27 protein-coding genes and 2 pseudogenes are annotated in these 23,694 nt (G+C 63.2%); 24 read left to right on the top strand and 5 right to left on the bottom strand.

Translation table 11 applies throughout. From position 1 onward, the window contains the following. The first annotated feature begins 11 nt into the window (after positions 1-11). The 19 genes and pseudogenes from fliF to F6X39_RS25110 all read left to right on the top strand — a co-directional run. On the top strand, positions 12-1,556 hold the full coding sequence (fliF, locus tag F6X39_RS25200; protein WP_262414809.1) for a flagellar basal-body MS-ring/collar protein FliF: 1,545 nt from the start codon (positions 12-14) through the stop codon (positions 1,554-1,556). Next, positions 1,543-2,109, top strand: a complete 567-nt coding sequence (locus tag F6X39_RS25195) for a hypothetical protein (protein WP_187618581.1) — start codon at positions 1,543-1,545, stop codon at positions 2,107-2,109. Before fliF ends, F6X39_RS25195 begins: the two co-directional genes overlap by 14 nt. Beyond that, the gene (locus F6X39_RS25190) at positions 2,106-2,819 is read left to right on the top strand and encodes a FliH/SctL family protein (protein WP_187618580.1); all 714 of its coding nucleotides are present in this window, start codon (positions 2,106-2,108) and stop codon (positions 2,817-2,819) included. The genes F6X39_RS25195 and F6X39_RS25190 overlap by 4 nt, the downstream gene beginning before the upstream one ends. Beyond that, the gene (locus tag F6X39_RS25185) at positions 2,812-4,140 is read left to right on the top strand and encodes a FliI/YscN family ATPase (protein ID WP_184058978.1); all 1,329 of its coding nucleotides are present in this window, start codon (positions 2,812-2,814) and stop codon (positions 4,138-4,140) included. Before F6X39_RS25190 ends, F6X39_RS25185 begins: the two co-directional genes overlap by 8 nt. Next, positions 4,076-4,603, top strand: a complete 528-nt coding sequence (locus F6X39_RS25180) for a hypothetical protein (RefSeq protein WP_187618579.1) — start codon at positions 4,076-4,078, stop codon at positions 4,601-4,603. Before F6X39_RS25185 ends, F6X39_RS25180 begins: the two co-directional genes overlap by 65 nt. Beyond that, complete coding sequence (locus F6X39_RS25175) at positions 4,600-5,364, top strand: hypothetical protein (RefSeq protein WP_187618578.1); 765 nt, start codon at positions 4,600-4,602, stop codon at positions 5,362-5,364. The genes F6X39_RS25180 and F6X39_RS25175 overlap by 4 nt, the downstream gene beginning before the upstream one ends. Beyond that, positions 5,354-5,776 carry a flagellar hook assembly protein FlgD gene (locus F6X39_RS25170; RefSeq protein ID WP_187618577.1) on the top strand — a complete coding sequence of 141 codons (423 nt, stop codon included), beginning with the start codon at positions 5,354-5,356 and terminating at the stop codon, positions 5,774-5,776. The genes F6X39_RS25175 and F6X39_RS25170 overlap by 11 nt, the downstream gene beginning before the upstream one ends. A gap of 12 nt (positions 5,777-5,788) precedes the next feature. Continuing rightward, entirely contained in the window at positions 5,789-6,982 is a 1,194-nt protein-coding gene (locus tag F6X39_RS25165) for a flagellar hook protein FlgE (protein WP_187618576.1), read from the top strand. 134 nt (positions 6,983-7,116) lie between these two features. Then, positions 7,117-7,809 (top strand): FliM/FliN family flagellar motor switch protein, encoded by a 693-nt coding sequence (locus F6X39_RS25160; RefSeq protein WP_187618575.1) that lies wholly within the window; start codon positions 7,117-7,119, stop codon positions 7,807-7,809. After that, positions 7,806-8,135, top strand: a complete 330-nt coding sequence (gene fliN, locus F6X39_RS25155; protein WP_262414808.1) for a flagellar motor switch protein FliN — start codon at positions 7,806-7,808, stop codon at positions 8,133-8,135. Before F6X39_RS25160 ends, fliN begins: the two co-directional genes overlap by 4 nt. After that, on the top strand, positions 8,132-8,503 hold the full coding sequence (locus tag F6X39_RS25150) for a flagellar biosynthetic protein FliO (RefSeq protein WP_187618574.1): 372 nt from the start codon (positions 8,132-8,134) through the stop codon (positions 8,501-8,503). Before fliN ends, F6X39_RS25150 begins: the two co-directional genes overlap by 4 nt. After that, positions 8,500-9,303 carry a flagellar type III secretion system pore protein FliP gene (fliP, locus tag F6X39_RS25145; RefSeq protein WP_262414807.1) on the top strand — a complete coding sequence of 268 codons (804 nt, stop codon included), beginning with the start codon at positions 8,500-8,502 and terminating at the stop codon, positions 9,301-9,303. The genes F6X39_RS25150 and fliP overlap by 4 nt, the downstream gene beginning before the upstream one ends. Beyond that, a complete protein-coding gene (locus tag F6X39_RS25140; RefSeq protein ID WP_187618573.1) occupies positions 9,300-10,079 on the top strand; it encodes a sigma-70 family RNA polymerase sigma factor in 780 nt (259 codons plus the stop codon). The genes fliP and F6X39_RS25140 overlap by 4 nt, the downstream gene beginning before the upstream one ends. A gap of 49 nt (positions 10,080-10,128) precedes the next feature. Then, positions 10,129-10,665, top strand: coding sequence for a tetratricopeptide repeat protein (locus F6X39_RS25135; protein ID WP_187618572.1), 537 nt, complete (start codon positions 10,129-10,131; stop codon positions 10,663-10,665). A 14-nt stretch (positions 10,666-10,679) separates the two neighbouring features. Further along, positions 10,680-11,048, top strand: coding sequence for a hypothetical protein (locus F6X39_RS25130; protein ID WP_187618571.1), 369 nt, complete (start codon positions 10,680-10,682; stop codon positions 11,046-11,048). Positions 11,049-11,169: 121 nt separating this feature from the next. Continuing rightward, positions 11,170-11,376 (top strand): hypothetical protein, encoded by a 207-nt coding sequence (locus F6X39_RS25125; protein ID WP_184055610.1) that lies wholly within the window; start codon positions 11,170-11,172, stop codon positions 11,374-11,376. A 137-nt stretch (positions 11,377-11,513) separates the two neighbouring features. Continuing rightward, a complete protein-coding gene (locus F6X39_RS25120) occupies positions 11,514-13,409 on the top strand; it encodes an FAD-binding monooxygenase (RefSeq protein WP_187618570.1) in 1,896 nt (631 codons plus the stop codon). 27 nt (positions 13,410-13,436) lie between these two features. After that, on the top strand, positions 13,437-13,877 hold the full coding sequence (locus F6X39_RS25115; RefSeq protein ID WP_018422184.1) for a MarR family winged helix-turn-helix transcriptional regulator: 441 nt from the start codon (positions 13,437-13,439) through the stop codon (positions 13,875-13,877). 171 nt (positions 13,878-14,048) lie between these two features. Then, positions 14,049-14,428, top strand: a pseudogene (locus F6X39_RS25110) (sulfonate ABC transporter substrate-binding protein); the annotation flags it as partial. Positions 14,429-14,461: 33 nt separating this feature from the next. On the opposite strand, the gene F6X39_RS25105 reads toward F6X39_RS25110, so the two are convergent. Further along, complete coding sequence (locus F6X39_RS25105; protein ID WP_187618569.1) at positions 14,462-15,862, bottom strand: MFS transporter; 1,401 nt, start codon at positions 15,860-15,862, stop codon at positions 14,462-14,464. Between the two features lie 287 nt (positions 15,863-16,149). On the opposite strand from F6X39_RS25105, the gene F6X39_RS25100 reads away from it, so the two are divergent. The 5 genes from F6X39_RS25100 to F6X39_RS25080 all read left to right on the top strand — a co-directional run bounded on the left by F6X39_RS25100 (position 16,150) and on the right by F6X39_RS25080 (position 20,605). Next, positions 16,150-16,698 (top strand): DUF488 family protein, encoded by a 549-nt coding sequence (locus F6X39_RS25100; RefSeq protein WP_187618568.1) that lies wholly within the window; start codon positions 16,150-16,152, stop codon positions 16,696-16,698. Positions 16,699-16,743: 45 nt separating this feature from the next. Next, positions 16,744-17,370, top strand: a complete 627-nt coding sequence (locus F6X39_RS25095) for a uracil-DNA glycosylase family protein (protein ID WP_187618567.1) — start codon at positions 16,744-16,746, stop codon at positions 17,368-17,370. A gap of 291 nt (positions 17,371-17,661) precedes the next feature. Beyond that, positions 17,662-18,771, top strand: coding sequence for a sugar ABC transporter substrate-binding protein (locus tag F6X39_RS25090; protein ID WP_187618566.1), 1,110 nt, complete (start codon positions 17,662-17,664; stop codon positions 18,769-18,771). Then, complete coding sequence (locus F6X39_RS25085) at positions 18,771-19,775, top strand: ABC transporter permease (RefSeq protein ID WP_187618565.1); 1,005 nt, start codon at positions 18,771-18,773, stop codon at positions 19,773-19,775. The genes F6X39_RS25090 and F6X39_RS25085 overlap by 1 nt, the downstream gene beginning before the upstream one ends. Next, positions 19,775-20,605 (top strand): ATP-binding cassette domain-containing protein, encoded by an 831-nt coding sequence (locus tag F6X39_RS25080; RefSeq protein ID WP_187618618.1) that lies wholly within the window; start codon positions 19,775-19,777, stop codon positions 20,603-20,605. Before F6X39_RS25085 ends, F6X39_RS25080 begins: the two co-directional genes overlap by 1 nt. Before the next feature lie 34 nt (positions 20,606-20,639). Here F6X39_RS25080 and F6X39_RS25075 read toward each other — a convergent pair. The 4 genes and pseudogenes from F6X39_RS25075 to F6X39_RS25060 form a co-directional block, all read right to left on the bottom strand. Then, positions 20,640-20,813, bottom strand: a pseudogene (locus tag F6X39_RS25075) (hypothetical protein); the annotation flags it as partial. 45 nt (positions 20,814-20,858) lie between these two features. After that, on the bottom strand, positions 20,859-22,007 hold the full coding sequence (locus tag F6X39_RS25070) for a hypothetical protein (protein WP_187618564.1): 1,149 nt from the start codon (positions 22,005-22,007) through the stop codon (positions 20,859-20,861). Between the two features lie 82 nt (positions 22,008-22,089). After that, positions 22,090-23,328: a lipopolysaccharide biosynthesis protein gene (locus tag F6X39_RS25065; protein ID WP_187618563.1), complete on the bottom strand. Its 1,239-nt coding sequence runs from the start codon at positions 23,326-23,328 to the stop codon at positions 22,090-22,092. 68 nt (positions 23,329-23,396) lie between these two features. Continuing rightward, the coding region (locus F6X39_RS25060; protein WP_410450364.1) for a tyrosine-protein kinase family protein at positions 23,397-23,694 on the bottom strand (298 nt) is incomplete at its 5' end.

Here is a 23,694-nt window from a genome sequence, read left to right as displayed (position 1 = left end):
TGGAAGCCAGCATGTCCCGCTTCAAGTCGTTTTTTGCCGATGCGCCGCGCGAGCGGCAATTCTTGATGGTCGGCGCGCTATCACTGCTGCTGTGCGGCGCGATGGCAGCCGCGTTCTTCCTGTCACGGCCCGGCTATCAGGTCCTGTTCCGCGATCTGAAGCCGCAGGACGCGTCCGCGCTCGTGGCCGAACTCGACAAACAGAAGGTACCCTACCGGATCGACGACGAGACCTCCGCGATTCTGGTGCCCGCCGGCGATACGCGCGCACTGCGTCTGAAGCTGATGAGCAGCGATCTGCGCCTGCACGGCGCGGTCGGCTTCGAGCTGTTCAATAACTCAGATCTCGGCCTCACCGAGTTCGCGCAGAAGGTCAACTATCAGCGCGCGTTGCAAGGCGAACTCGCGCGCACGATCATGACGCTCGACGAGATCGACCTCGCGCGCGTGCATCTGACGCTGCCCGAGTCGTCGCTGTTCCGGCGCGATGCGGCGCGGCCCAAGGCCTCGGTCGCGCTGTTCATGCGCGACGGCCAGGCGCTCGCTGCCGAAACGGTGCGCGGCATCCAGCGGCTCGTGGCCGCAGCGGTGCCCGAGCTGTCCGCCAACGACGTCACTGTGCTCGACCAACGCGGCGGCGTCGCGGGCACGAAAGCCGGCGAAAACGCGATGACCGACGACCCGCATTTCACGTTGAAGCAGGCGATCGAGCAACGCTACGAACGTAAGATCCTTACGCAGATTGCGCCGCTGGTCGGCGACGGTCATGTGAGGGTCAGCGTCGACGCGGCGCTTGACTTCGCGCAGACGCGCACGACGCGCGAGTCGGGTGTCACCCGGCCCATCGTCAACGCCGACGGCGCGGCCAGCACCACCCCGCCGCTACCGTCAACGAAAAATGCAAATGCGTTGCCGCCCGCTGGCACGCCACCGCTGCCCGCAATGCCCTCCGTGGAGGGCACAAAGACCGATCGCCGTCTCGAGCAGATCGTGTCGGAACCCGGTTCGATCCGCCGGCTATCAGTCGGCATCGTGCTCGACTATGCCTTGCCGCAAGACGATATGGCACGCATAAACGCGATGCTGGGCGCGTCGATCGGTTTCGACGCGGCGCGCGGTGATGTGCTGTCTATCTATGTGCGTCACTCCGGCGACGTAGCGACGAGTGTGGTTGCGCAAACGACGCCCGCGAACGCCGGCGTTGCGGCACCAGTCGAGCCCGATGCGAGCGCGGATCTGGAGGCCGGCGCCACGATTCGCGACGCATCCGAACCCGTCGCATTGGCCGTCGCAAATTCCGCTGCACACGACGCCGACGCACGGCGCGTGGAGGCTGTGGTCCAACACCTCGCGCAATGGATGGCCAGTCATCCGATCGCCGGTGTTTGCTCTGCCCTGTTGCTCGTCGGCATCATTGGTGCGTTGCTCGCGATGCGCCGGCGTCGTGTTTCCCGTCGCTCGTCGTCACGTGCTTTGAGTCTGCATCAGCGCGAAGCCTACGTGCTGCGCTTGCGTGCACTGCTCGCCGAAGAAGGAGAGCAGCATGACCACGCCTGAGTGCGACGCATCGCGCGAACGCCGTCTGAGGCGCGCGGTTGCCGATCTGAGCGGGCTTGCGATCGACGATATCGAGGCGATCTGGAGCGCGCTCTCGCACGACGAGCGCGCGCGCTTGCGACCGCTGCTCGCTGACGCGGCGCGCGTCGCACCCGGAAATCTGGTGGCGGCGATGACGGCCCCGGCGACAGATGACCGCGTTGCGATTGCCAGCGACGGCCATTCGCCTGAAGACGCGCGACTCTCCGCATCACGGCTTGCGCGTTTCGCCGAGACCTTGCCGCATGAACTGCTTTGCCGGTTGATGTCTTGCGTGAACGCACCGACCCGCGAGGCCGTGATCATTGCGTTGCCGCCCGAGCGCCGCGCAATGCTCGCGCCACATGGTCGTGCATATGACATCACGGAGCGCGCGCGTACGGCGTTGCAGGCCGCGGCGCTCACAGCCAGCGCGCAACTCGGCGATATCTCACATGATGACGGCAAGCCGCCGCAGGTCGAACCATTGCGGCTCCACCAGAAGCTGCGCCGCTGGATGGGGCGGTCCGCATGAGTCTGCTGCTGAAAGCCGCGCAGGTCACGCTGGGCAGCGGACGCAAGACGCTCGGTCGAGCCACGCTGGTTGCCGTAGCCGCCGAGCCGGCCGAACACGTGCCGGGGCAAGTTCAGCACGCGTTCCAAACCGACGCACAGATCGACGAACTCAGACGCGAGCTGGCGGAACTCGCGCAAACGCATGCCGAGCAAATCCGCGACTTCGAGGAACGGGAACGCGCCGCCTATCAGCGAGGCATCGAAGAAGGCATCGAAAAGGGGGTAGCGCGCGTCAAGCTCGATCACGTGCAGCGGATCGAAGCACTCGCCGCCGGTATCGACGCGGCGCTCGCTGCGTTGCGCGACCGCCTGCAAGCAGTCGAAAGCCTCGCGCTCGATGTCGCACAAGCCGCGCTGCGGAAAACCCTCGGCGACACCACTGCGTGTGCGGCGCTCGTCGTGCAAACCGCGCGCCATCATCTCGCGCAGATCGCGGCGGGGTCGGCGATCGGCGTGCGCGTGTCCGCGAAGGACTTTCCTGACGCCGATGCGCTGCGCGACGCATTCGCTACGCTCACGCGCGATACCGCACTGACGGTCGACGCCGATCCGCAATTGGCTGCCGGCGCGTGCCTGATCGATCTGACACTCGGCCGCCTCGACGTGAGCCTGCCGCGGCAGCTCTCGCATTTCGATCGCACGCTCGACGAACTTCGCGCCGATGACTGACCGTCCCTCGCTCCACCGCTATCTTGCCGCAATGCGTCAGGTCGATCCGGCGACCCGGGTCGGCGCGATCACGCGCGTAATGCCGACGTTCGTCGAAGCGGACGGACCCGGCGTGCCGCTCGGCTCGCGCTGCTCGCTCGGCGCGCCGGGTCCGCAGCAATGCGAGGCGGAAGTCGTCAAGGTCGAGGTGGGCCGCGTCACGCTGGCGCCGTACACGTCGACGGCAGGGATCTGCGTCGGCGACCCGGTGTGCGCGATGCGAGTGGGAGCAACGATCCCCGTTGGGCCACGCTGGCTCGGACGCGTCGTCGATCCCCTGGGCCGGCCGCTCGACGGCGGTGCACCGCTTCCCGCGAACGACGCCTCATGGCCGCTCGCCGGCGTCTGCACGCCGCCGCTCGATCGCCTGTCGCCGGTCGAACCGCTGGAGACCGGCATTCGCGCGCTCGACGGCCTGCTAACGCTTGGCGTCGGCCAGCGCGTGGGCATTTTTGCGGGCAGCGGCGTCGGCAAAACGACCCTGCTCGCGAGCCTCGCGCGCCACGTCGAAGCCGACGTCTGCGTGCTGTGCCTCGTCGGCGAGCGGGGCCGCGAAGCGGAGGAGTTCTGGCAGCGTGCGCTGTCCGACAGCGCGCGCGCCCGCTCCACGATGGTGGTCGCAACCTCCGACCAGCCTGCCGTGATGCGCGCCCGCAGCGTGCAGGTGGCGCTGTCGCTCGCCGAGTATTTTCGTGCGCAGGGCGCGCACGTGCTGCTGCTTCTCGATTCGGTCACGCGCTATGCCCTCGCGCTGCGCGAGATCGGCCTCGCCGCCGGCGAGCCGCCGACCGTTCGCGCGTACACACCGGGCGTGTTCGCCGCGCTGCCGAAAATCGTCGAGCGGTGCGGCGCAATCAGGAACAGTGGCGCGATCACCGCGCTGATGACCGTGCTCACCGAGACCGACGACATCGACGATCCGATGGCCGAGACGATGCGCGCGCTGCTGGACGGCCATATCGTGTTGACGCGCGAACTCGCCGAACAGGGTCACTACCCGGCGATTCAGGTGCCGAGAAGCATTAGCCGCGTGATGCAGTACGTCGCTGAGCCCAACGAACGGCGGCTCGCCGCCGAAGCCGTCGCGCAGCTTGCAGCGTACGAAGCGTCGCGCACGCTCGTCGAATCGGGGCTTTACGCGCCGGGCAGCAACCCGGCGCTCGATCGCGCGCTGCAACAGCGCGCCGCGCTAATCGATTTTCTGCGTCAGGCCCCTGATGCGACGACGCCGCGCGCGACGACCATCAACGCGCTCGCTGCTTTGCTTCGGGAAGTTGCATGACGAGTCATTCATGAAAAAACGCCACCAGTTTGAAACGGCACGAGAGATCGCCGACTTGCGTCGACTGCAACTGGAACGCGCGCGCCTGGATACCGTGCGAGTCATTCAACTCCATCAGCGCAGCCACGCACGCGAACAATCGCTTTGTGCGGGCCTCGACGCCCATGTCGCGCAATGGCGCGCCGCGTTGCAGGCGCCGGACGGCTTGTCGCCTGCGCTCGCGGCCAATTGGGCAGGCGCGCTCGCCTCGGCTCGCGCCGCCCATCTGCACGCGCAACAGGACACACGCGATGCCGCAAGCCGTGTCGAACGACAGCGCGCAGTGCTGGCGCGCCACGAACAGCAAACCGAGCATGCTTGCGGCGTGGCCGCCAGGGTCGAGCGGCAATTCGAACTGCAGCGCGACGAGCAGCGTGCGAGCCGGATCGAGGACATGTATCTGTCGCGGGAGGAGCGCCAATGAAGCTCACTGTATTTCCAACGTGGCGCAATGCGCCGATGTCCACAGCAAGTTCGCCCAAGCCCGACGCCAGGCATGCGGCGTTCGATCAGGTATTGCGGGTGATGGAGAAAGTCATGTGGCCGGGCGCGAAGGCCGGCGCGATGAGCGAAAATCCTGCGCCCGCACGACAGCTACGCACGCCAGCGGAACGTTACGACCACGCGCCGGCATTCGACGCCCGCTGCTGTGCTCGCGATAGGTCCGTTGACCATGCGAGCGAGCCGCGCGGCTGTGCATCGGCGAGATCCGTTCGCATCGATGTCGAATCGCATGCGCGCGACACCGAGCCTGCGCTCCCTGACCACGATGGCGCTCACGCCGAGCACGTCACCAGGTCGCCGATCACGGTCGCCAGTTCGTCTTTCTCAGCATCGGGCAGCACTGTTCACGACGCACTGTCGCGCGAACAGGCCGTACCGTACAGGGCTGCTCGTATCACTTCGTCCGCCGCACCGATCGCCTCACGAGCCGCCAATACCGAGAGCGGCGCCAGCGCCGGGAGCGCGCCAGCGCCCTATCGTCTGACCGTGATGACTGGCGAAGCCGGCGTGTCGATCGCATTACGCATCAACCATGCGATCACGAACGCGGACGAACCCGACGCCCGCGCCCAGCGCGCCCTCGACGAGCTGCGCCGCGCCGTACCGCGCGCGGTGCGAGTCGTCGTCAACGGCGTCGAACACATTTCGACTACATCGCAAGGCATCGCTCATGGCCACTAATCCGATCAGCTCGAGCAGCGACGTCGGCAACCGCATCGATTCGATCGGTCTCGACATGCAATCGCTGCTGCAGATCATCCTGACGCAGCTCACCTATCAGGACCCGCTAAAGCCCGTCGACAACTTCGAGTTCGTGTCGCAGCTCGCGCAGTTCACGTCGCTCGAACAGACACGCCAGATGACGGACAAGATCGACGACCTGCTGTCGGTTCAGTCAGCCACGCAGACGCTCGGCCTGCTCGGCCGCAACGTCGACGTGCAGACCGACACGGCGCTGCTGAGCGGCATCGTGAAAAGCGTGTCGTTCAAGGATTCTCAGCCGCAATTGACGATCGAAACCGAGAGCGGCGAATTTCTGACGAACGCCAATATTTCGCAGATCGTCGCAGTGCGCCAGACGAGTGGTTCTTAAAGGAGAGTTTCCATGCTGGAAAGCATTTACATCGGCATGAGCGGGTTGACGGCGTACGCGAAGGGCCTGCAAACCATCAGCAATAACGTCGCGAACCTGAACACCGCGGGCTTCAAGACCTCGACGCCGGGGTTCGCCGATCTGTATTACGGCCAGCAGTTCGCGCGGGGCGAACCAGGCGCGATGAACACGATGCAATTCGGCAGCGGCGTCGAGTACGGTTACTCGTCGTTGAATTTTGCACAGGGTGATCTGCGCGTGAGTAACGGCCAGCTCGATCTTGCAATTCAGGGTACGGGCTTTCTGACGCTGCTCGACGGCGACACCGCACGTTACGCCCGCACCGGTCAGTTCGCGCTCGGCGACGACGGCTTTATCGAGGACAAGGCGACGGGATTGAAACTCGCGGCCTTGACCGCATCGGGCAGCCTCGGTCCGATTTCGCTCGCCGGCAAACAGATCAGCCCACCGCAGGCGACGACGGTGTTCAGGTTTTCCGACAATTTGTCGACGGGTTCGACCAGCTTCTCGATTCCGGACGTTGACGTCTTTGACGCGAACGGCGGCAAGCACACGCTGACAATCGCGTTCGCGCCCGATTCGAGCATCGTTCCCGGGCGCTGGCAGGTGACCGTCTCCGACGAAAACAACATACCGGTCCAGCAGGGCACGCTGCAGTTCAACGGTGGTATTCCCGAGCCCGGACGCGACCGGATCGACTTCACGCTGACTTCCGCCGACGCGCCGCCGCTCACCGTCACACTCGATTTCTCGACCGGCGTCACCGGCTTCTCCGCCGGCAGCTTCTCGAGCCTGCGTGTGTCGGACAAGGACGGCTATGGGACCGGTACGTTGTCGTCGATGAACGTCGACGTCGATGGGCGACTGGTGCTGCAATACTCGAACGGACAAACCGATGAGCTCGGCACGATCGCGCTCGCGAGCTTTGCCAATCCGCAGCAACTGGTGCAACAGGGAAATGGTCTATTCGATGCGTCGCACGCGTCGCCGCCGCAATATCGCACCAGCAATGGCGCGGGCGTTGGGCAACTGCTCGCGGGCGCGACCGAGGCGTCGAACGTCGATCTATCGACGGAGTTTGGTCAACTGATCCTGATTCAGCGCGGCTTCCAGGCGTCCTCGCAGGTTATCAGTACCGCCAACGAAATGATCATGCAGTTGTTCCAGATGCGAGGTCAGGGATGAGCGTCGTGCCAATCCGCTGGCGGCCGCTCGGCGCGCGCGATCTCGCAGCCGGCGCGGCGTGGTTTGCGCGCGCAATCGATCCGTGGCGGCAGGCGTGGCTGGCCGCGCCCGAGCTCACTGTCGAAGCCGTGGACTTGCTCGATCCGTTCGACAGCGCGCTGCCTTCGGGCCAATGCGAGTCGTGGTCAATCGGCGACAACGTCTGGCTATTCACCGAGTCTCGGCAGATCGACATGCTGGTCAACGAGACGCTCGATCTGCCGAAGACATTCGCCCTGACCGACGACGCCCGCGCGCCCCTGCTCGCGGACGTCGGCAAGCAGCTTGTCGACGAACTGCTCGATGCGATCGGTGCGGCATTATCTCCAGGGCAACAGTCCGCTGTCCGCGTTTGTACGACAGGAAACACCGATACACCGCGTCTTCGTTTTGGCGGCGCCTGCTTCCGAATACGGAACACGAGCGGCGAGACCGTCTTGACGCTCGTCTGCGGCGCGCCGGCGCTGTGGTCGTGTTTGCCCGTCAGCAAGCCGACGGTCCATGGAGCGAACTCACCGGCCACCACGCGTCGCAGCACGGCCGTCGAATCGAGCCGCGTATCGCTCTGGGCGATGCTCGGGCAGTGCGAACTGAGCGTGCCGCAACTGGCCACGCTCGCCGTTGGCGACGTCATCCGACTCGACCGGACGATTTCCGAGCCGATCCCGTTGCTGTTGGCGCAGTCCGATTGCGGACGACTCACCCCCATCGCCGCCGGCACGCCTGGACAACACGGCGGCAAATTATCCATTCAACTGACTTCGATAGCCGGGCCCGATACCCCATGACTCTGAGTACCCCACCCAACCGACCGCTCGTCATGCGTGTCGATCTTCCCGAACAAGAACCGGTCTACGACGACCGCAACACGACACGCCCGCAGCTGGCGCTGCTCGAAGAAGTGAAGGTCACCGTCGACATCCGCCTCGGCTCAGCCGAGATGTCGATCAAGGAACTGCTGGCGCTGCAATCCGGCGCTGTGGTCGAACTCGATCGTCATCTCGGCGATGCCGTCGACGTGTTGCTCAACGAGAAGAGCGTTGCGCGCGCCGAGATCGTCGCGCTTGGTGAGCAGTTCGGCATTCGAATCACTGAAATCTCGACGCACCCATGACCGTTTCAACCCCGGCCTCATGGCTGCAAGGCGCAAGCGACGCGACCGCAGGCCAACATGCGTTATCGGCAACCGGCCTCGCACTCGCGGGGGTCGACGTCATGCGCGTCGGCATCACACTCGCGTGTTGCATCGCGCTTGGTATCGTTGCGATTCTGCTTTTGCGGCGAAGCCATCGGGTCGGCGCGTGCGGTTCGTCGTCGAGCCTCGCGCCGCGGATCACCGCAGCCGCATCGCTGCGTCTGGGCCCGCGCACGACGCTTCATCTGATCGAATACGATAGCCGCGTCGTCCTGCTCGCCTCGGATGCAACCGGTGTCAAGCTGCTGGACGCGCGCGATCGACCTGACGGAGCGCGCGAAGCATGATGCAACGAAGTCGGTTTCACGCTTGGCGCTGGCTGATCGCGCTGCTGCCAGGAGTCTTCTGCCTGTATGCCGGATTCGTCGACGCTGCGCCCATCGCGCCAATCGCGCACGGCGGTGACGCAGGCATGCTGTCGCTCTCCGGTTCCGCATCCGGAGTCATCGCGGACAGTAAGGGCGTATCTGAAGCGGTACGCATTGCGACGCTGCTCACGCTACTCAGTGTCGCCCCTGCACTGATCGTGTCGATGACGGCATTCATCCGCATCGCGATCGTGCTGTCGATGATCCGGCACGCGTTTGGCATGCCGGAAACGCCGCCGACACCCGTGCTGATCAGCCTCGCGCTGTTCCTGACCGCATTCGCCATGCTGCCGACGCTGCAGGTGATCAATCACGACGCGCTGCAGCCATTCATGCACGGCCAGATCGACCTCGCTCACGCTCTCGACAGCAGTACCGCGCCGATTCGCGATTTCATGCTGCGCCAGGTGCGCGAGGATGAGCTAAGGCTGATGTATGAGATGTCGCAACTGGCACTGCCGCAAACGCCGGCCGACGTCAGCCTGTTGCAGTTGACGCCCGCGTTCATCCTCAACGAATTACGCGTTGCGTTTCAGATCGGCTTCGTGATCCTGCTGCCGTTCCTGCTGATCGACCTCGTCGTGTCGAGCGTGCTGCTGTCGCTCGGTATGCTGATGGTGCCACCCGCAACGATCTCATTGCCGCTCAAAGTGCTGATGTTCGTGCTGGTGGACGGCTGGAGCCTCGTGTTGCGCGGCGTGCTGGGTAGCTTCAAATGAACTTGCCGGCGGAGTATGCGAATGCCGACGAGACCCACGGTGACGCCGCAGCGTCCGCATTGGAGAAGAGCCTATGGGCAGCGCTACGCGACGAAAGCGGTCCGCAAGCGCGCGAAGCCGTATTCGCGCACTTTCTGCCCTACGCACAGGCGCTCGCGGCGCAACTATACGCAGGCCGGCACCGCGACGACGTCGAGTTCAAGGACTTTCTGCAACTTGCCTGCGTCGGTCTGCTCGAAGCAATCGACCGCTTCGAATCCGGCCGCGGCGTGTCGTTTCGCACCTTCTGCACCCCACGCCTCAGAGGCAACGTTTTGACCGGCGTACAGCGCCTGAGCGATGCGCAGGAACAAATCGCGCTGCGCAAACGGATACGGCGCGAGCGTGTTGCATCACTAGAAGCGCCCGCTCGCACGAGCAAGCAGTCCGATACGTTCCAGGCTCTCGCGACGCTCGCCGCGGGCCTCGCGATCGGCTTCATGCTCGACGATACCGGCATCGTCGAGGAATCCGCCGCGCAGGCCGCGCCGTATGCAACCGCTTATCAAATCATCGCCTGGAGGCAGACAACGGAGAAACTGCATTCGGCCGTCGCACGATTATCCACGCGCGAGCAGAAGATTATCCGCTACCATTATTTTCATGGACTGGGATTCGAGCAAATCGCCGACATTTTCGGCGTAACCAAGGGCCGCATCTCACAGTTGCATCGCGGTGCGCTGCTCGATCTGCGCAACCTGCTCGGCAATACCCAGCATCTGCATATCACTGGCTAGAACTATGACTCATGAACACGATTCTCCTACGCACTGCAACGATGGCGTCATGTCGTCCGTCCTCTCCGCGATGCAGGGCACCGATGAACATGCGCTCGATGTGCTGAACGAGACGCTCGCTGGCTGGCCGCTCGATGCACGCCTGTGGTTCCTGCGCGGCTCGGTGTACGCCAACCAGGGTCGACACGGCGAAGCGCGTACTGATTTCGTTCAGGCGTTGACGCTCGTGCCGGATCTTCACGTCGCCCGCTTCATGCTGGGGCTTCTCGAACTGCAAAACGGGCTCGTCGCGCAGGCGTCGCGAAGCTGGTTGCCACTCGATCGCCTGGCTGAGTACGACGCACTGCGCGTGCTCAAAGATGGGCTGCTGAGGTTTGCCGACGATCAGTTCGATGACGCGCTCGACAAGCTCAATCTCGGCATGGAGCTCAATCAGCAGTATCCGTTGATCAACGCCTATGTCGGCGCGCTGATCGCGACATTGACTGCCGAGGCCGAGCCTGCGGATCAGGCGAAAGAAGGCTCCGCGGCGCAACACGACCATCTGCTGCTGTCGGGCTATCAGAACAATCAGACCCGTCACTGATTCGCGGCCGCGCCATGGACCCCATTTCGACGCTCAATCAGGCAATGCAGGTGCTACGGCAACAACTCGCCGAAAAGGAGCAGCGAGGCGAACGGACGGCCTCCGGCCGCAAGGGGGCATCTTCCATGCAGCCTGGCGGACCGCCGTCGACTGCCGAAAGTCTGCCTGATGCGATTCGAACGCGGATCGACACGTTACGCGCGGCAGGTGTCGACGACGAGCGGCAGTTCTTTCGTGCCGTGGTCGACCTGCTGTTGCTGCGCGAGTTCGGCGAAGAAATGGCCAACGATCCCTCTTTCCAGCAGATGAGCGAATGGGTCAGCGAGTGCCTGTCCGAACAGCTCGACACGCGTCATGTGCTGCGCGAGGTCATCCGTGATTAACGACGTGCATCGCTGACGCTGAGTTTCTGGGTGCCATTGCCGAGGACGACACTGTCGACATGGTGGCACGAGACGGCTGGACTGAATCTTGCGTCTCCTCAATGATTGGAGGAAAACGATCATGACCAGACTACTCTTTGCAATCATCGTGGCAGTCGGCCTGGCGGGCTGCGTCGTCGCCCCGCCGCCACCCAGCTATGGCTACGGTTATGAGCCAGCGCCCGCCTATGGCTATGCCCCCGGGTATTACGTCGCGCCGTCCGTGAGCCTCGGCATCGGCATTGGCGGCTACTGGGGTGGCCATGGGGGCCATTGGCACGGTCATTGAAACAGCCGTTCCCGAAAGTCCACGAGCGCTCTTCCGAACCAGGGTAAACATCCATCCTCCCACGAAGCACTTCAAAATGGTTGGGGTACGGAGTATATTCGCGTTCAGCAGATATCTACTGAACGGAGGAGGACGTCATGCAATTTCATCTCAACGGTTTCCGGGTCGGCGATCCGACGATCGAGCCAGTCATCGGCAATGCGCATGCGGCGCAGATGCCCGAGACGGTCGACGTGCTGATCGTCGGCAGCGGCCCTGCCGGCCTCGTACTGGCGGCGCAGCTGTCGCAATTCCCGTCGATCGGCACGCGCGTCGTCGAGCGTCGCGACGGACCGTTGCAGATGGGTCAGGCCGATGGCGTGGCGTGCCGTACCGTCGAGATGTTCAATGCGTTCGGCCTCAGTGACCGCCTGCTGCAAGAAGCCTATTGGGTCAATGAAACAGTATTCTGGCGACCCGATGCAAATGACCGCGGCGCGATCAGTCGTACCGGCCGAGTTCAGGATACCGAAACAGGCCTTTCGGAATTTCCGCACGTCATCGTCAATCAGGCCCGCATCCAGGAATATCTGCTCGACGTGATGCGCCGCTCCGCGCGACGGATCGAACCGGACTACGGCCTCGAAGTGGTCGACGTTCAGCGCGACGATACGCACGAATACCCGGTGCTGGTCACGCTGCGCCATACCGATCCCGCGCGGCTCGACGAGACCGTGTCCGTGCGTGCGCGCTATGTCGTCGGTTGCGACGGCGCTCGCAGCCGCGTACGCACCGCCATCGGACAAACGCTGCGCGGTGACGCGGCCAACCATGCGTGGGGCGTGATGGATGCGCTGGCGGTCAGCGACTTTCCGGATATCCGGCTGAAAGCGGCGATTCAGTCCGCGAGCAGGGGCAACCTGCTGATCATTCCGCGTGAAGGCGGATATCTGGTCCGCTTCTACGTCGACCTCGGCGATGTCACCCCGGAGAACCGCGACAGCATCAAGCAGATCACGGTCGATCGCATCATCGAGACGGCGCAGCGCATCCTCCATCCCTATACGCTCGACGTGAAAGAAGTGGCGTGGTTCTCGGTCTATGAGGTCGGGCAGCGCCTCACCGACCGCTTCGACGATGCCATCGCCGCCGACGGCACTTCGCGCGAGCCTCGCGTGTTCATCGCGGGCGACGCCTGCCACACGCATAGCGCCAAAGCGGGTCAGGGCATGAACGTGTCGATGCAGGACGGCTTCAATCTCGGCTGGAAGCTCGGCGCGGTGCTGGAGGGCCGCAGCGACGCCGCTCTGTTGCGCACGTATTCGGACGAGCGCCAACCTATTGCGCAGGAGCTGATCGATTTCGACAAGGAATGGTCGGCGATGATGGCCGCGCCGCCGAAGGATCCGAACCGGCCCGAGGCGGGCGGCGTCGATCCCGCGGAGCTTCAGGCGTACTTCGTTCGCGCTGGCCGCTACACGGCTGGCGTCGCAACGCGTTACCGGCCGGCCACCCTGACCGGTGAAGCGACGCATCAGGCGCTCGCCAAAGGCTTTGCGATCGGTACGCGCTTTCACTCGTCGCCTGTCGTTCGCCTCGCTGATGCAAAACCGTTCCATCTAGGGCATGCCGCGCAAGCGGACGGCCGCTGGCGCCTGTACGCTTTCGCGGACGCGTCGCGTCGTGCGCTGGATGCGCTGTGCGAGCATCTCGACAAGTCGCCCGATTCCGTTTTGAGGCTCTGCACGCCGAAGGACGCCGACGTGGACAGCGTTCTCGATCTGCGCGCGGTGCTGCAACAGCCGCATCGCGAAGTCCGCCTCGAAGACGTCCCCGCCCTCCTGCTGCCGCGCAAGGGCCGCCACGGCCTCATCGACTACGAAAAGGCATTTACGAGCGACGCGACGGCTGATATCTTCGACGAGCGCGGCATCGATCGCGAACAAGGCGCACTCGTCGTGGTACGTCCTGATCAATACGTGGCCCATGTTCTCCCATTGAATGCGTATGCGGAGTTGAACGCCTTCTTTCGGCCCATCTTTCGCGTGCGTTAAACCACAACGAAACCCAAACCTCCGAAATTGCCGATCAAACCCGAAGACGCCGGCGCGCTCCCCAAATTTACTGGCAGCCTGGTGCGCCGTGCCCAACAGCGCCATGCAGCGGTCTGGCTGAGCGAGGTTTCCGCGGAGATCACGAGCGTGCAGTACGCGGCGCTCGAGGTCTTGCACGAGACGCCTGGCGTCAGTCAGCGGCAACTCGGAGACAAACTCGACGTGGATCGTTCGACGATTGCCGATCTCGTTGCACGCATGGTGCGCAACGGCCAGATCGAGCGCGCGGACGATCCTGTCGACAAGCGCAGTTATGTGCTGTTTCTCACCACTGCCGGTAAGAAGCAGCTCTCGGCCTTGCGTCCGCGCGTCGAGCAGGTCGAGCGCATTCTCACTGAAAGGCTGACGGCAAGCGAATTGGCGCAGTTGCGCCGGCTGCTTTCGGCACTGTTGCCGCCGCGGGCTTGATGCGCTTGCTCCTGAAGACCGCCTGCCGTCGCGGTCTGCCAGACAGCGCCTCCATTTCGGCTCCCATAGCCCCCTCCCCGCCGCCGCCTGGTTAGAACCGGGTGCCTTTCCAGAACAAATGACGGACGACGCACGCGAGCCCGCACATTTGTTCCGGCACGCAACCTGAACTTCGCCGCGGCGGAGCAATCGCTCGGCGCTCGCGTGATTGCCGATGCAAGCGGCGTAGTCGGCAATCGGGCGTTCTACTTCTCGTCGCAGAGTTATGCGGCGAACAATCCCGACGTAATCCGGATCCTGATCGAAGAACTCGACAAGGTCGATCAGTGGGGCAAGCAGAACAAGGATCAGTTCGCCAGCGAACTCGCGCAGCTATGGGGTCTGCCGAAGCAGGTCGTGGACGTGGCGGTGCAGCGTAGCAGTTCGGCACGCAGCCGATTACCCGCGCGATTCTCGGCGAGCAGCAACAGATCGCCGATACGTTCCTCGATCTCAGCCTGATTCCGAAGCACGTCGACGTGCTGAAGGCGGCGCCTTCGAATCTCGCGTAGGCGTATGGGCGGCGGAACGACGCCGCACCCGCGTCAACGCTCGGAGAGCGGCCGCGTTGGCGTAGCCTGCTGTTCCGGCGGGGCGTCGCTGTGCTCCGTCATACGCCGCACCGAACTCACGCTGGCCGCGATCAACGCGAGCGCCGCGGCAATGCCGGCAATCAACGTGAGGTGCTGGCCATGCACGAGTCCGAACACGATGGACACCGCCACCGCGCCGCTCGACTGGCCGAGCAGACGACCCATCGATTGCAAGCCGGACGCGCCGCCGCTGCGATGCCGCGGCGCACTGCCGATGATCACGCGGTTGTTCGGCGACTGAAAGATACCGAAGCCGAGGCCGCAGACCGCGAGCCGCCACACGATGTCGAAACGCGTCGCCGTCTCGCCGAGCTGGCAGAGCATCGCGAGTCCGCACCCGAACACGACGAGCCCGACGCTGCTGATGCGTCCCGGCGCCCACCGATCGGACAGCCGGCCCGCGACCGGTGCGATCAACGCGGTCACGAGCGGCCACGGCGTCATCAGAATGCCGGTCTGTGTTTCCGACAGCTTCAGCGTCTGCTCGAAGTAGAACGGCAGCACGATGTACGCCATCGTCTGCGCCGCGAACGAGCAGATCGACGTCGCCATCGACAGTGAAAACACCGGCATGCGCAGCAGGTCGATGGGCAGCATCGGTGTCGCGAGCCGGCTTTCGCGTCGCACGAACAGCACGCCGGCCACCAGGGCGATCGCGACCATCACGGCGCCGCGCTGCGTCGCGCCCGCCTGGTTGAATGCCGCGAGACCGGAGATCAGCAGGCCGAATGTGAGCGCGTTGAGCAGGACGCTCACGCCGCTCAGGCGAGCCCCCGAGGTCGGCGTCGCGGGCAACGTGCGCGCGCCGATCGACAGCGCCAGCACGCCGAGCGGCACGTTGACGAGGAACAGCCACTGCCAGTGCGCGACCGACAGAATCGCCGACGCGATACTCGGCCCCGCCGCCGACGAAACGGCCACCACCAGCGACGAATAACCGACGCCGACGCCAAGCCGTGCCTTCGGGAAAATGAAGCGCACCAGCGCGATATTCACGCTCATGATGCCGGCCGCGCCGAAGCCCTGAAACACGCGAGCGACCGCAAGCACCAGCAGCGTGTGCGCATTCGCGCAGGCGAACGACGCCAGCGTGAAAAGCGCGAGTCCGTAGCAGTAGACCCGCTTGTAGCCGAGGCTGTCCCCTAGCACCGCGAGCGGCAGCAAGGACACCGTGATCGCCAGCTGATACGCGTTGACGACCCAGATCGCGTTTGCGGGCGATACCGCGAGGTCGTTGCTGATGGTGGGCAGCGCGACGTTGACGATCGAAGTGTCGAGCACCGACATCGTCATCGCGATGGCGATCGCGAGGTACGCAAACGCACGTTGGGGATTGGGCAGGCCGTCGGTCATGGTGCAAGCGGGTCGAAAGAAAATGCGCGGGCGACTGCGTGCGGCGCGGGCGCCGTCGCGGGTGCATTGTTGCAACTCCGACTCGCGGGAGCAAGGTTGCACTCGATACCGGAATGATGGCTACCCGGCTTGTCTCCCCGGGGTCTTGCGATTCGCGAGCGCGTGCATACGCGCGTTCGTCAGGCATGACACGTGCAACACCTGAATCGGGACACAGTTGACGTTACTGCGCCGCACGTTGTAAGTCTGTAGGGATCGTCGCCGCTATCGGCGCCGGCCAAGCACGCATGGAAACGAAACGCCCTTTTTTCACGATCGGCCACTCGACGCGTCCGTTGCAGGAATTCGTCGACTTACTGAAAGGCGAGCAGATCGCCTTGCTCGTCGACGTGCGCAGCATCCCGCGCTCGCGGACCAACCCGCAGTTCAATCGCGACACGCTGCCCGCCTCACTCGCGCCGGAGCATATCGACTACATGCATCTCGCCGCGCTCGGCGGACGCCGCAGCAGGCGCAAGGTTGACGCGCCGTCGCCGAATGCGAACTGGACGCAACCGGCCTTTCGCAACTATGCCGACTATGCAATGAGCGACGCGTTCCGCGAGGGACTGGCGCAACTTCTGACGCTCGGTCATCGGCAGCGCTGCGCGATCATGTGCTCGGAGGCGGTCTGGTGGCGCTGCCACCGGCGTATCATTACGGACTATCTGCTGATGCACGATGAAACCGTGCTGCACATCATGGACGCGCATCACACGAACGCCGCCACGATGACACCGGGCGCCGAGGCCCAGGCCGACGGCACGCTGATCTATCCGGCTCAGGCGCAGAACTGAGCCGACTCACGACACGACTGCGCACCAGTCACCTCGCACCGCTTTATGGCTGTTACCACCAAACGTCCGTCGAAACTCGACACGTCGCTCGACACGCTGCTTCGCGACATCCGCGCCTGCACGCTGTGCGCACCCATGCTGCCGCACGCGCCCCGCCCCGTGCTCGCGGCGTCCACGCGGGCGCGCATTCTAATCATCGGACAAGCGCCAGGCGCGCGCGTGCATGCGTCGGGGGTGCCGTGGAGCGACGCGAGCGGCGCGCGTCTGCGGACATGGCTCGGCGTCGACGACACGACCTTCTACGACGCTTCCAGATTCGCCATCGTGCCCATCGGCTTCTGTTTTCCGGGCCGCGGCGCGAGCGGCGACCTGCCGCCTCGGCCCGAGTGCGCCGGCCGTTGGCACCGCGAATTGCTCGCGCAAATGCGTTCGGTGAAATTGACGCTGCTGATCGGACAATACGCGCAGCGCTTTGGCCTCGGCGACGCGTTTGGCCCGACCTCGACAGAAACGCTCGTCAGGTGGGCCGAGTTTGGACCGCATGTGATGCCGCTGCCGCATCCGTCGCCGCGCAATATCGCGTGGTTCAAGCGCAATGCCTGGTTCGAGGGCGCGGTGCTGCCGACGTTGCGCGAGCACGTGGCGACGGTGTTGGCGGGCGGCGAGCTTTGAGCGCCGCGCACCCATCCGCACGATCAGCCGCTCGTGGTAAACACGCATCCTGACCCGGCGTCCCAATCTTCGGAACGGTTACGGGTATACATGGATTAGGAGTCGCTACCGCACTGCACTAACATTTTTGCGGTACCGCACGGCTCGTATCGAGCGCTTCCGAATCGGGGTTGCACGTCCCACGCCATACTCTCGCGCTGCCCCGCGAACTCCCGGTGCCGTCCAGCATCTGCACGCAATCGACGCAACGTCGACCACATCGACCAATGAAGACAAGAACCGGAGGATCAGATGGCACAGCAACGGGATGACGATCAGAAAGACAGCGGCAACGGTTTCAGCACGGCGCGGCGGGGGCTGATGCAGGGCGCTGGACTCGGCGCAGCGCTTTCGCTGATGGGCGCGCTAGGCGGCGCGGGCGGTCTGATCGGCACCGCGCAGGCAGCGCAGACGGCTTTTCCGTCGCACAAGAAGTGGAGGATCGTGTTCGTCAATCACGTCACCACCAACCCGTTCTTCGTGCCCACGCAGTACGGCATTCAGGATGCCTGCTCACTGCTCAACATGGATTATCAGTGGACCGGCTCGGCCACGTCCGATGCCGGCGAAATGGTCCGCGCCGTGAACTCGGCAATTGCCGCGAAGGCCGACGCCATCGCGGTGCCGATCGTCGATCCGAGCGCTTTCGACAAGCCCATCCTGGCCGCGCTCGACGCCGGAATTCCGGTGTTCGCGTACAACGCCGACGCGCCGCGCGGCAAGAAGAATCCGCGCCTCGCGTATATCGGCCAGGACCTGTATCTGTCGGGCTATCAGATGGGCGAGCGCATCGTCAGTCTGATCGACAGCGGCATGGTCGGGCTGTTCATCGCCACGCCGGGGCAGCTCAACATCCAGCCGCGTCTGGACGGTGCGAGCGACGCCATCAAGAAGTCCGGCAAGAAGATCGACATCCAGACCGTGGCCACGGGCGCGACCGTCAACGAGGAGCTGTCGAAGATCAAGGCGTTCTACCTGGGCCACCAGGACCTGAAAGGCATGTTCGCGGTGGATGCGGGCAGCACGCAGGGCGTCGCGCAGGTGATGAAAGAGTCGAACCTGCCGTCCAAAGGCGTGCACGGCGGCGGCTTCGACCTGCTGCCGAGCACGATCCAGCTGATCCACGAAGGTTTCCTCGACTTCACCATCGATCAGCAGCCCTACGTCCAGGGTTTCTATACGGTGATGGAGGCGTTCGTGTTCCTCAGCTCCGGCGGCCTCGTCGGCCCGGCCGAAATCAACACCGGCCTGAAATTCGTGACAAAGGATAACGTCGAGCCGTACCTGAATACCTCGACGCGCTTTGAAGGCAAGACCGACAAGGAGCAAATCGTTCCGAGATCCGGCCCAATCAAGTCCTGATGAATACAGTGAACGAAACCAGCAAAGCGGTCCGCGCGCCCCGGCGCGCGGGTGTTTCATTCGCGTCTCAATGGGCGGCCGAGCTGCGCATCCTGCTCGTGGCCGTGCTGCTGGCCGCCTACTTCGAATTCGCGAACCACGATTTCCTGCTCACCAACGCGAGCCTCGTCAACCTGTCGCAGTTCATCGCGCCGGTGGCGATCATCGCGTTCGGCGAAATCATGTTGATGATCGGCGGCGACATCGATCTGTCGGCGGGCATGGTGTTCGCGTTCGCGCCATTCATGATGGTGTTCGCGAATGACGCGGGCGCGCCGATGTGGCTCGCCGTGATCGCGGGGCTCGTGGCCGCGGGAATCGTCGGCTTCGTGAACGGGGCGGTGTCGGTTTGGCTGCGGCTGCCGTCGTTCGTTACGACGCTCGGCACGCTCTTTCTGATCAACGGTATCACGCTCACGATCTCGCGCGGCACGCCCGCCGCCACGCCGGGATCGCCAACCTTCGCCGCGTTCATGGGCGCGTGGGGCTACAGCGAGATCATCTGGACCCTGGTGATCGCGGCCGCGATGCACGTGCTGTTGCGACATACACGCTGGGGCCTGCATACGCAGGCCGCGGGTGCGAATCCGCTCGGCGCGAGCGAGGCCGGCATACATGTGAAGCGACTGCGCCTCGGCAACTTCGTCCTCGCCGCGGTGCTGGCGGGCTTCACCGGCATGCTCGAAGCCTTTCGCATTACCTCGATCGACCCGCAGGCCGGCGGCAACCAGATCATGTTCCTTGCCGTGGCCGCCGCCGTGATCGGCGGCACGCCGCTCACGGGCGGCTCCGGCACCATCGTGGGCGGGCTCATCGGCGCAGCGGTGCTCGGCATTCTGAACGACGGCTTTACACTGATCGGTATCAACGCGTTTACGTTCAACATCATTCTTGGCGCCGCGATTCTAGCGGCGATGATCTTCAACATCCACGTCGGGCGCATTCGCCGCAAGGGTGGACGATGATGGACCAATCGCAAACCTCCTCCGCGGGCGCCAATGCCACGGCCGCTGCGCGCAGCGCGCCGAACGCCTCGCTCGCGCTGCGCGGCGACAGCCTCGTCAAACGCTTCGGCGCGGTGACGGCGCTCGATGGCGTCTCGCTCACGCTCGGCAAGGGCGAGATCCTCGGCATACTCGGCGACAACGGCGCGGGCAAGTCCACGCTCGTGAAGATCCTCACGGGCTTTCATCAGCAAACGAGCGGCACGCTCCACATCGACGGCGAGGAGACGCTGTTGCGCTCGGTCGATCATGCGCGTTCGCTCGGCATCGAATGCGTGTATCAGGATCTCGCGCTCGCGAATTCGCTGAGCATTTACCACAACATGTTCCTGAACCGCGAAATCGTGCGGCGCGGGCCGTTCAGGCTGCTCGACCACAAACGGATGCGCGAGCGCGCGGCGCAATGCCTCGACGATATCGGCGTGCACGTGCCTTCGGTGGATTTGCCAGTGGAACGTCTTTCGGGCGGCCAGCGCCAGGCGATCGCCGTGGCGCGCGCCGTGCATTCGAACGCGAAAATCCTGTTGCTCGACGAACCGCTCGCCGCGATGGGCGCGCGCGAGGCGGGACTCATCATCGACCTTCTGATGCGCTTGAAGGAAAAAGGCGGCCTCTCGATCATCATGATCATGCACAACTATGCGCAGACGCTCGATATCGCGGATCGCATCATGTTGATGCAGCGAGGGCGCGTGACCTACGAGCAACAGAGCGCGCTGACTTCGGTGGCGGAGCTGATGGACATCGTGCAGCGCGAATACCGGGCCATGCGCGCCGGCGGCGCACAGTGAGCCCGCCACGGCCCGCGACACCGCGCAACTCAGATCAGAAATCGATCTTCGCGTTCACGCTGACCATGCGCGGATCGCCTGGCGCGATGTAGTCCGGGTACTGGAACATCCAGTAGCGGCGATTCGTGATGTTGTCGATCGCCGCGCGCAGCGTCACGTCGTACCCACCGATGCGCGTCAGATAGTTCGCCCCGATGTTTACGATCATGTGCTTCATCGACGGTCTACTGAATCAGCGGACCGTCATTGCGACTCAGGAGGCGCTGCGATGCTTCGACAACGCGGACTGGTGATGGGCGCCGTCGTTCACTCGCGACGCACTCTGCGCCGATACCGTTATATGTTCATCGTATGAGAGCCGCAGGACGAGAAACATGATCATCGGCGACACCGGCGAAAGATGCCGCAGAAATGACCCGTAGTCCGGCTCGAAAATAGCTTGCGTTGACAGGAAACTGACCAGAAAACAAAAACAAAGCGTCTCGAATCGGCCCACTGGAAATAGCGCCGCCGCGGAGCGATAACGCACAAACACAGTCGCAAAAGTGAAAAACACGCCAATGCCGCCCAACATTTGCAGCGGAGAACCCGACGTAATCAACCGCACCGGCAAAACGAAGGTCGCCAGCGTGATGGCGACGTTCGCCACGCCAATGAACATACCACTGCCTGGAATGAACTGTACGATCATCGACCCCACTTCCTCCGGGTCCCGCCACTCATTGGCGTTCTGCCTTGCGAAATCCAGTGATTCGCCATAGGCCTTCTGGAACACGAAGGCGACCATCACAAATATGGCCAGCGCGAAAAAGATCAATGAAACCGGCCTTCTGAAGCCGTTTGGCGCGAAATAAAGAATCACGGTTGCGGCCAGTGTAATGCCCCAGTACGATCTGAAGTACACGGCTACCAGCGCTGCCAGGACGACAAACAAAACCAATATCGCACGCGACGAGTTGTAAAACAGCATCAAAAGAACCAGAACCGAAATGATGATTTCTTTCGATGGAACGCCGATGTAGACGGTCTGATTGGCGAGCCAGAAGGCAACCAGAAAGAACTCGGCCGGTTTTAGCGAAGTGACACCGGAACGCCAGATCGCGACAAACATGCCGATAGTCGATGCGAGAAATCCTATCAAAGAAATGGAGAAACTCTGGAGACCGAAAAAGTTGAACAGCCACGCGAGATTGTCAAATGAGTCGCCAAACGCCCTGAAAGCCGTGACGGTCTTCATCCGGTCGAAGATCACCAGTTCATCCAACAGAAAACGCGCCGGCAACGTGCTGTCGTGAAACGCGGAGATCGCATAAAGCGCGATGAACAGAATGAACCAGACCGCGGCCGACACGCCCGGACTCGCATTCCTGCCGATGATGCCGGGGAGTTTTACAATGCGCATTCTCTTTCCCTGAACAAGTGAGCGACTCGTTTCGCGGTGGAGGAGCTAGCCTTGCAGCGTCGCTGATTTTTGAGCGCAGAGATCACTGCGCTTCAAAACTAGGTTGGCGATTCAAATAAGCGTCCGGCTCCTTGCCGATCTTGAGCGCCTGGTAAGTACCCGCACTTGCCACGATCGTTCCGCAGACGCTGAGCAGAAGAAGCGAGTGGATGAACCCGACGCCGAGGAATTGAGCCGTCGCAAAGATCAGGAAGATCGATACGGCATTGACTGCTTGAATCATCAAGTCGATCTTCAGCCGGTTCGCGACAATGAATACCTGAGCCATCGAGCCATAGATCGCCATCGTGATGAAATAGGGAACAAAGATCAGGTACACAGACATCGACGGTTCCCATTCGTCGCCCATCTTCATGTGGATAATCAGGCTAAGGCCTGCATAGCACGCTGCCACCAGAGAAATGCTGATAAACGTCAGCATAGTAAAAAACTGTTTCGACGGATTCACTCTGTCTTTTCTGTGGCCGTCGAAATAATCGATCAGATCGCGGCGGAAGACAGCGCCCAAACTTTGCGACAAGAGGGACGCAGGGAAGTACCCCACACGATACGCCAGCGCAAAGATGCCGGCTTCACGATGATCGAAGATCATCGGCATCAAAATGGCGGACGCATAGATCACGAATGAATTCAGCGTAGTGGTCGGCACACCAAATTTTGCATACTGGATCTGAAGCGCGGAGAACCTGATGAAGGCCAACGGGATCATCCGGCGCGCCGAGTAAATGCAGATCGCGGCGGGCACAACGGTCGAGGCCAGAAAAATCCAGCTATAGATGTTGAATACGGTGGTGCCTGTGCACTCCCCTTTCGAAAACATCATGATGCAGACGAAGTAGACGGCGAACGCGGCATTAGGGAAGAACCGGATCGTCGCGATTTGCGCGTACTTTCTTTCGGTGGTGAGTGCTCCGCACAACGCCTGTTGCAGGAACACGCCAAGTGCCAGACCGATAACAGGTATGTATTCCGTATGCCCGGCCGCTGCCGTGGCCACCACGAGCGCCACGCCGATCCCTATGGCGACCGCACTGGAACTCGTCATTGCGCGCACCGCCTGGGCCTTGTCCGCCGCCATGCACGCAACCTCCAGACGCAAGCCGATCACCGACCCGATAAAAAGACCACCGGCCATGAGCTGGCTGAAATACCCGAGAGCCGTCGGCCCGCAGAACTTCCCGATCAATAGAATCGAAACGAAATTGAGCGCCTGACTCAGTACGACTCCGGCGATACTGACGATCGAATGTTTGATATTCACAATTTATCTATGTCGAAGTCCGGGTGAATTTTTCATCGCTCTACACGACGATGGTTCTCGTCTGAAGGCTAGCCTTTCTGCGTCTTTCCGCTGGCGGGCAATGCATCGAGATAGGAAGCACTGCGATAGAGGCCTGCGCGTGCGCCCAGACTATAGCGATAGACATCCGTATCGATCCCGTTGAAGATCACGCCCTTCACCCGGGCATTCGCCTGCTTGAGCTGCTTGGTGGCCTCCAGCACCTGCGCAATGGAAGTGGTCTCGAAGCGGGTCACCAGCAGCACGGTGCCGCAGCTATCCGCAAGCGCGGTCGCGTCGGATACGGCGAGCACCGGCGGCGTGTCGATCAGCACGATGTCGTATTCG

It is taken from the genome of Paraburkholderia sp. UCT2 (assembly GCF_014397665.1).
Lineage (GTDB): Bacteria > Pseudomonadota > Gammaproteobacteria > Burkholderiales > Burkholderiaceae > Paraburkholderia > Paraburkholderia tuberum.
This window is presented reverse-complemented; position numbering and strand designations above follow the sequence as displayed.

Coding starts and splice junctions, on each gene's coding strand:
- fliF (WP_262414809.1), top strand. CDS start 12: ATGTCCCGCTTCAAGTCGTTTTTTGCCGATGCGCCGCGCGAGCGGCAA.
- F6X39_RS25195 (WP_187618581.1), top strand. CDS start 1,543: ATGACCACGCCTGAGTGCGACGCATCGCGCGAACGCCGTCTGAGGCGC.
- F6X39_RS25190 (WP_187618580.1), top strand. CDS start 2,106: ATGAGTCTGCTGCTGAAAGCCGCGCAGGTCACGCTGGGCAGCGGACGC.
- F6X39_RS25185 (WP_184058978.1), top strand. CDS start 2,812: ATGACTGACCGTCCCTCGCTCCACCGCTATCTTGCCGCAATGCGTCAG.
- F6X39_RS25180 (WP_187618579.1), top strand. CDS start 4,076: ATGCGACGACGCCGCGCGCGACGACCATCAACGCGCTCGCTGCTTTGC.
- F6X39_RS25175 (WP_187618578.1), top strand. CDS start 4,600: ATGAAGCTCACTGTATTTCCAACGTGGCGCAATGCGCCGATGTCCACA.
- F6X39_RS25170 (WP_187618577.1), top strand. CDS start 5,354: ATGGCCACTAATCCGATCAGCTCGAGCAGCGACGTCGGCAACCGCATC.
- F6X39_RS25165 (WP_187618576.1), top strand. CDS start 5,789: ATGCTGGAAAGCATTTACATCGGCATGAGCGGGTTGACGGCGTACGCG.
- fliN (WP_262414808.1), top strand. CDS start 7,806: ATGACTCTGAGTACCCCACCCAACCGACCGCTCGTCATGCGTGTCGAT.
- F6X39_RS25150 (WP_187618574.1), top strand. CDS start 8,132: ATGACCGTTTCAACCCCGGCCTCATGGCTGCAAGGCGCAAGCGACGCG.
- fliP (WP_262414807.1), top strand. CDS start 8,500: ATGATGCAACGAAGTCGGTTTCACGCTTGGCGCTGGCTGATCGCGCTG.
- F6X39_RS25140 (WP_187618573.1), top strand. CDS start 9,300: ATGAACTTGCCGGCGGAGTATGCGAATGCCGACGAGACCCACGGTGAC.
- F6X39_RS25135 (WP_187618572.1), top strand. CDS start 10,129: ATGTCGTCCGTCCTCTCCGCGATGCAGGGCACCGATGAACATGCGCTC.
- F6X39_RS25130 (WP_187618571.1), top strand. CDS start 10,680: ATGGACCCCATTTCGACGCTCAATCAGGCAATGCAGGTGCTACGGCAA.
- F6X39_RS25125 (WP_184055610.1), top strand. CDS start 11,170: ATGACCAGACTACTCTTTGCAATCATCGTGGCAGTCGGCCTGGCGGGC.
- F6X39_RS25120 (WP_187618570.1), top strand. CDS start 11,514: ATGCAATTTCATCTCAACGGTTTCCGGGTCGGCGATCCGACGATCGAG.
- F6X39_RS25105 (WP_187618569.1), bottom strand. CDS start 15,862: ATGACCGACGGCCTGCCCAATCCCCAACGTGCGTTTGCGTACCTCGCG.
- F6X39_RS25100 (WP_187618568.1), top strand. CDS start 16,150: ATGGAAACGAAACGCCCTTTTTTCACGATCGGCCACTCGACGCGTCCG.
- F6X39_RS25095 (WP_187618567.1), top strand. CDS start 16,744: ATGGCTGTTACCACCAAACGTCCGTCGAAACTCGACACGTCGCTCGAC.
- F6X39_RS25090 (WP_187618566.1), top strand. CDS start 17,662: ATGGCACAGCAACGGGATGACGATCAGAAAGACAGCGGCAACGGTTTC.
- F6X39_RS25085 (WP_187618565.1), top strand. CDS start 18,771: ATGAATACAGTGAACGAAACCAGCAAAGCGGTCCGCGCGCCCCGGCGC.
- F6X39_RS25080 (WP_187618618.1), top strand. CDS start 19,775: ATGGACCAATCGCAAACCTCCTCCGCGGGCGCCAATGCCACGGCCGCT.
- F6X39_RS25070 (WP_187618564.1), bottom strand. CDS start 22,007: ATGCGCATTGTAAAACTCCCCGGCATCATCGGCAGGAATGCGAGTCCG.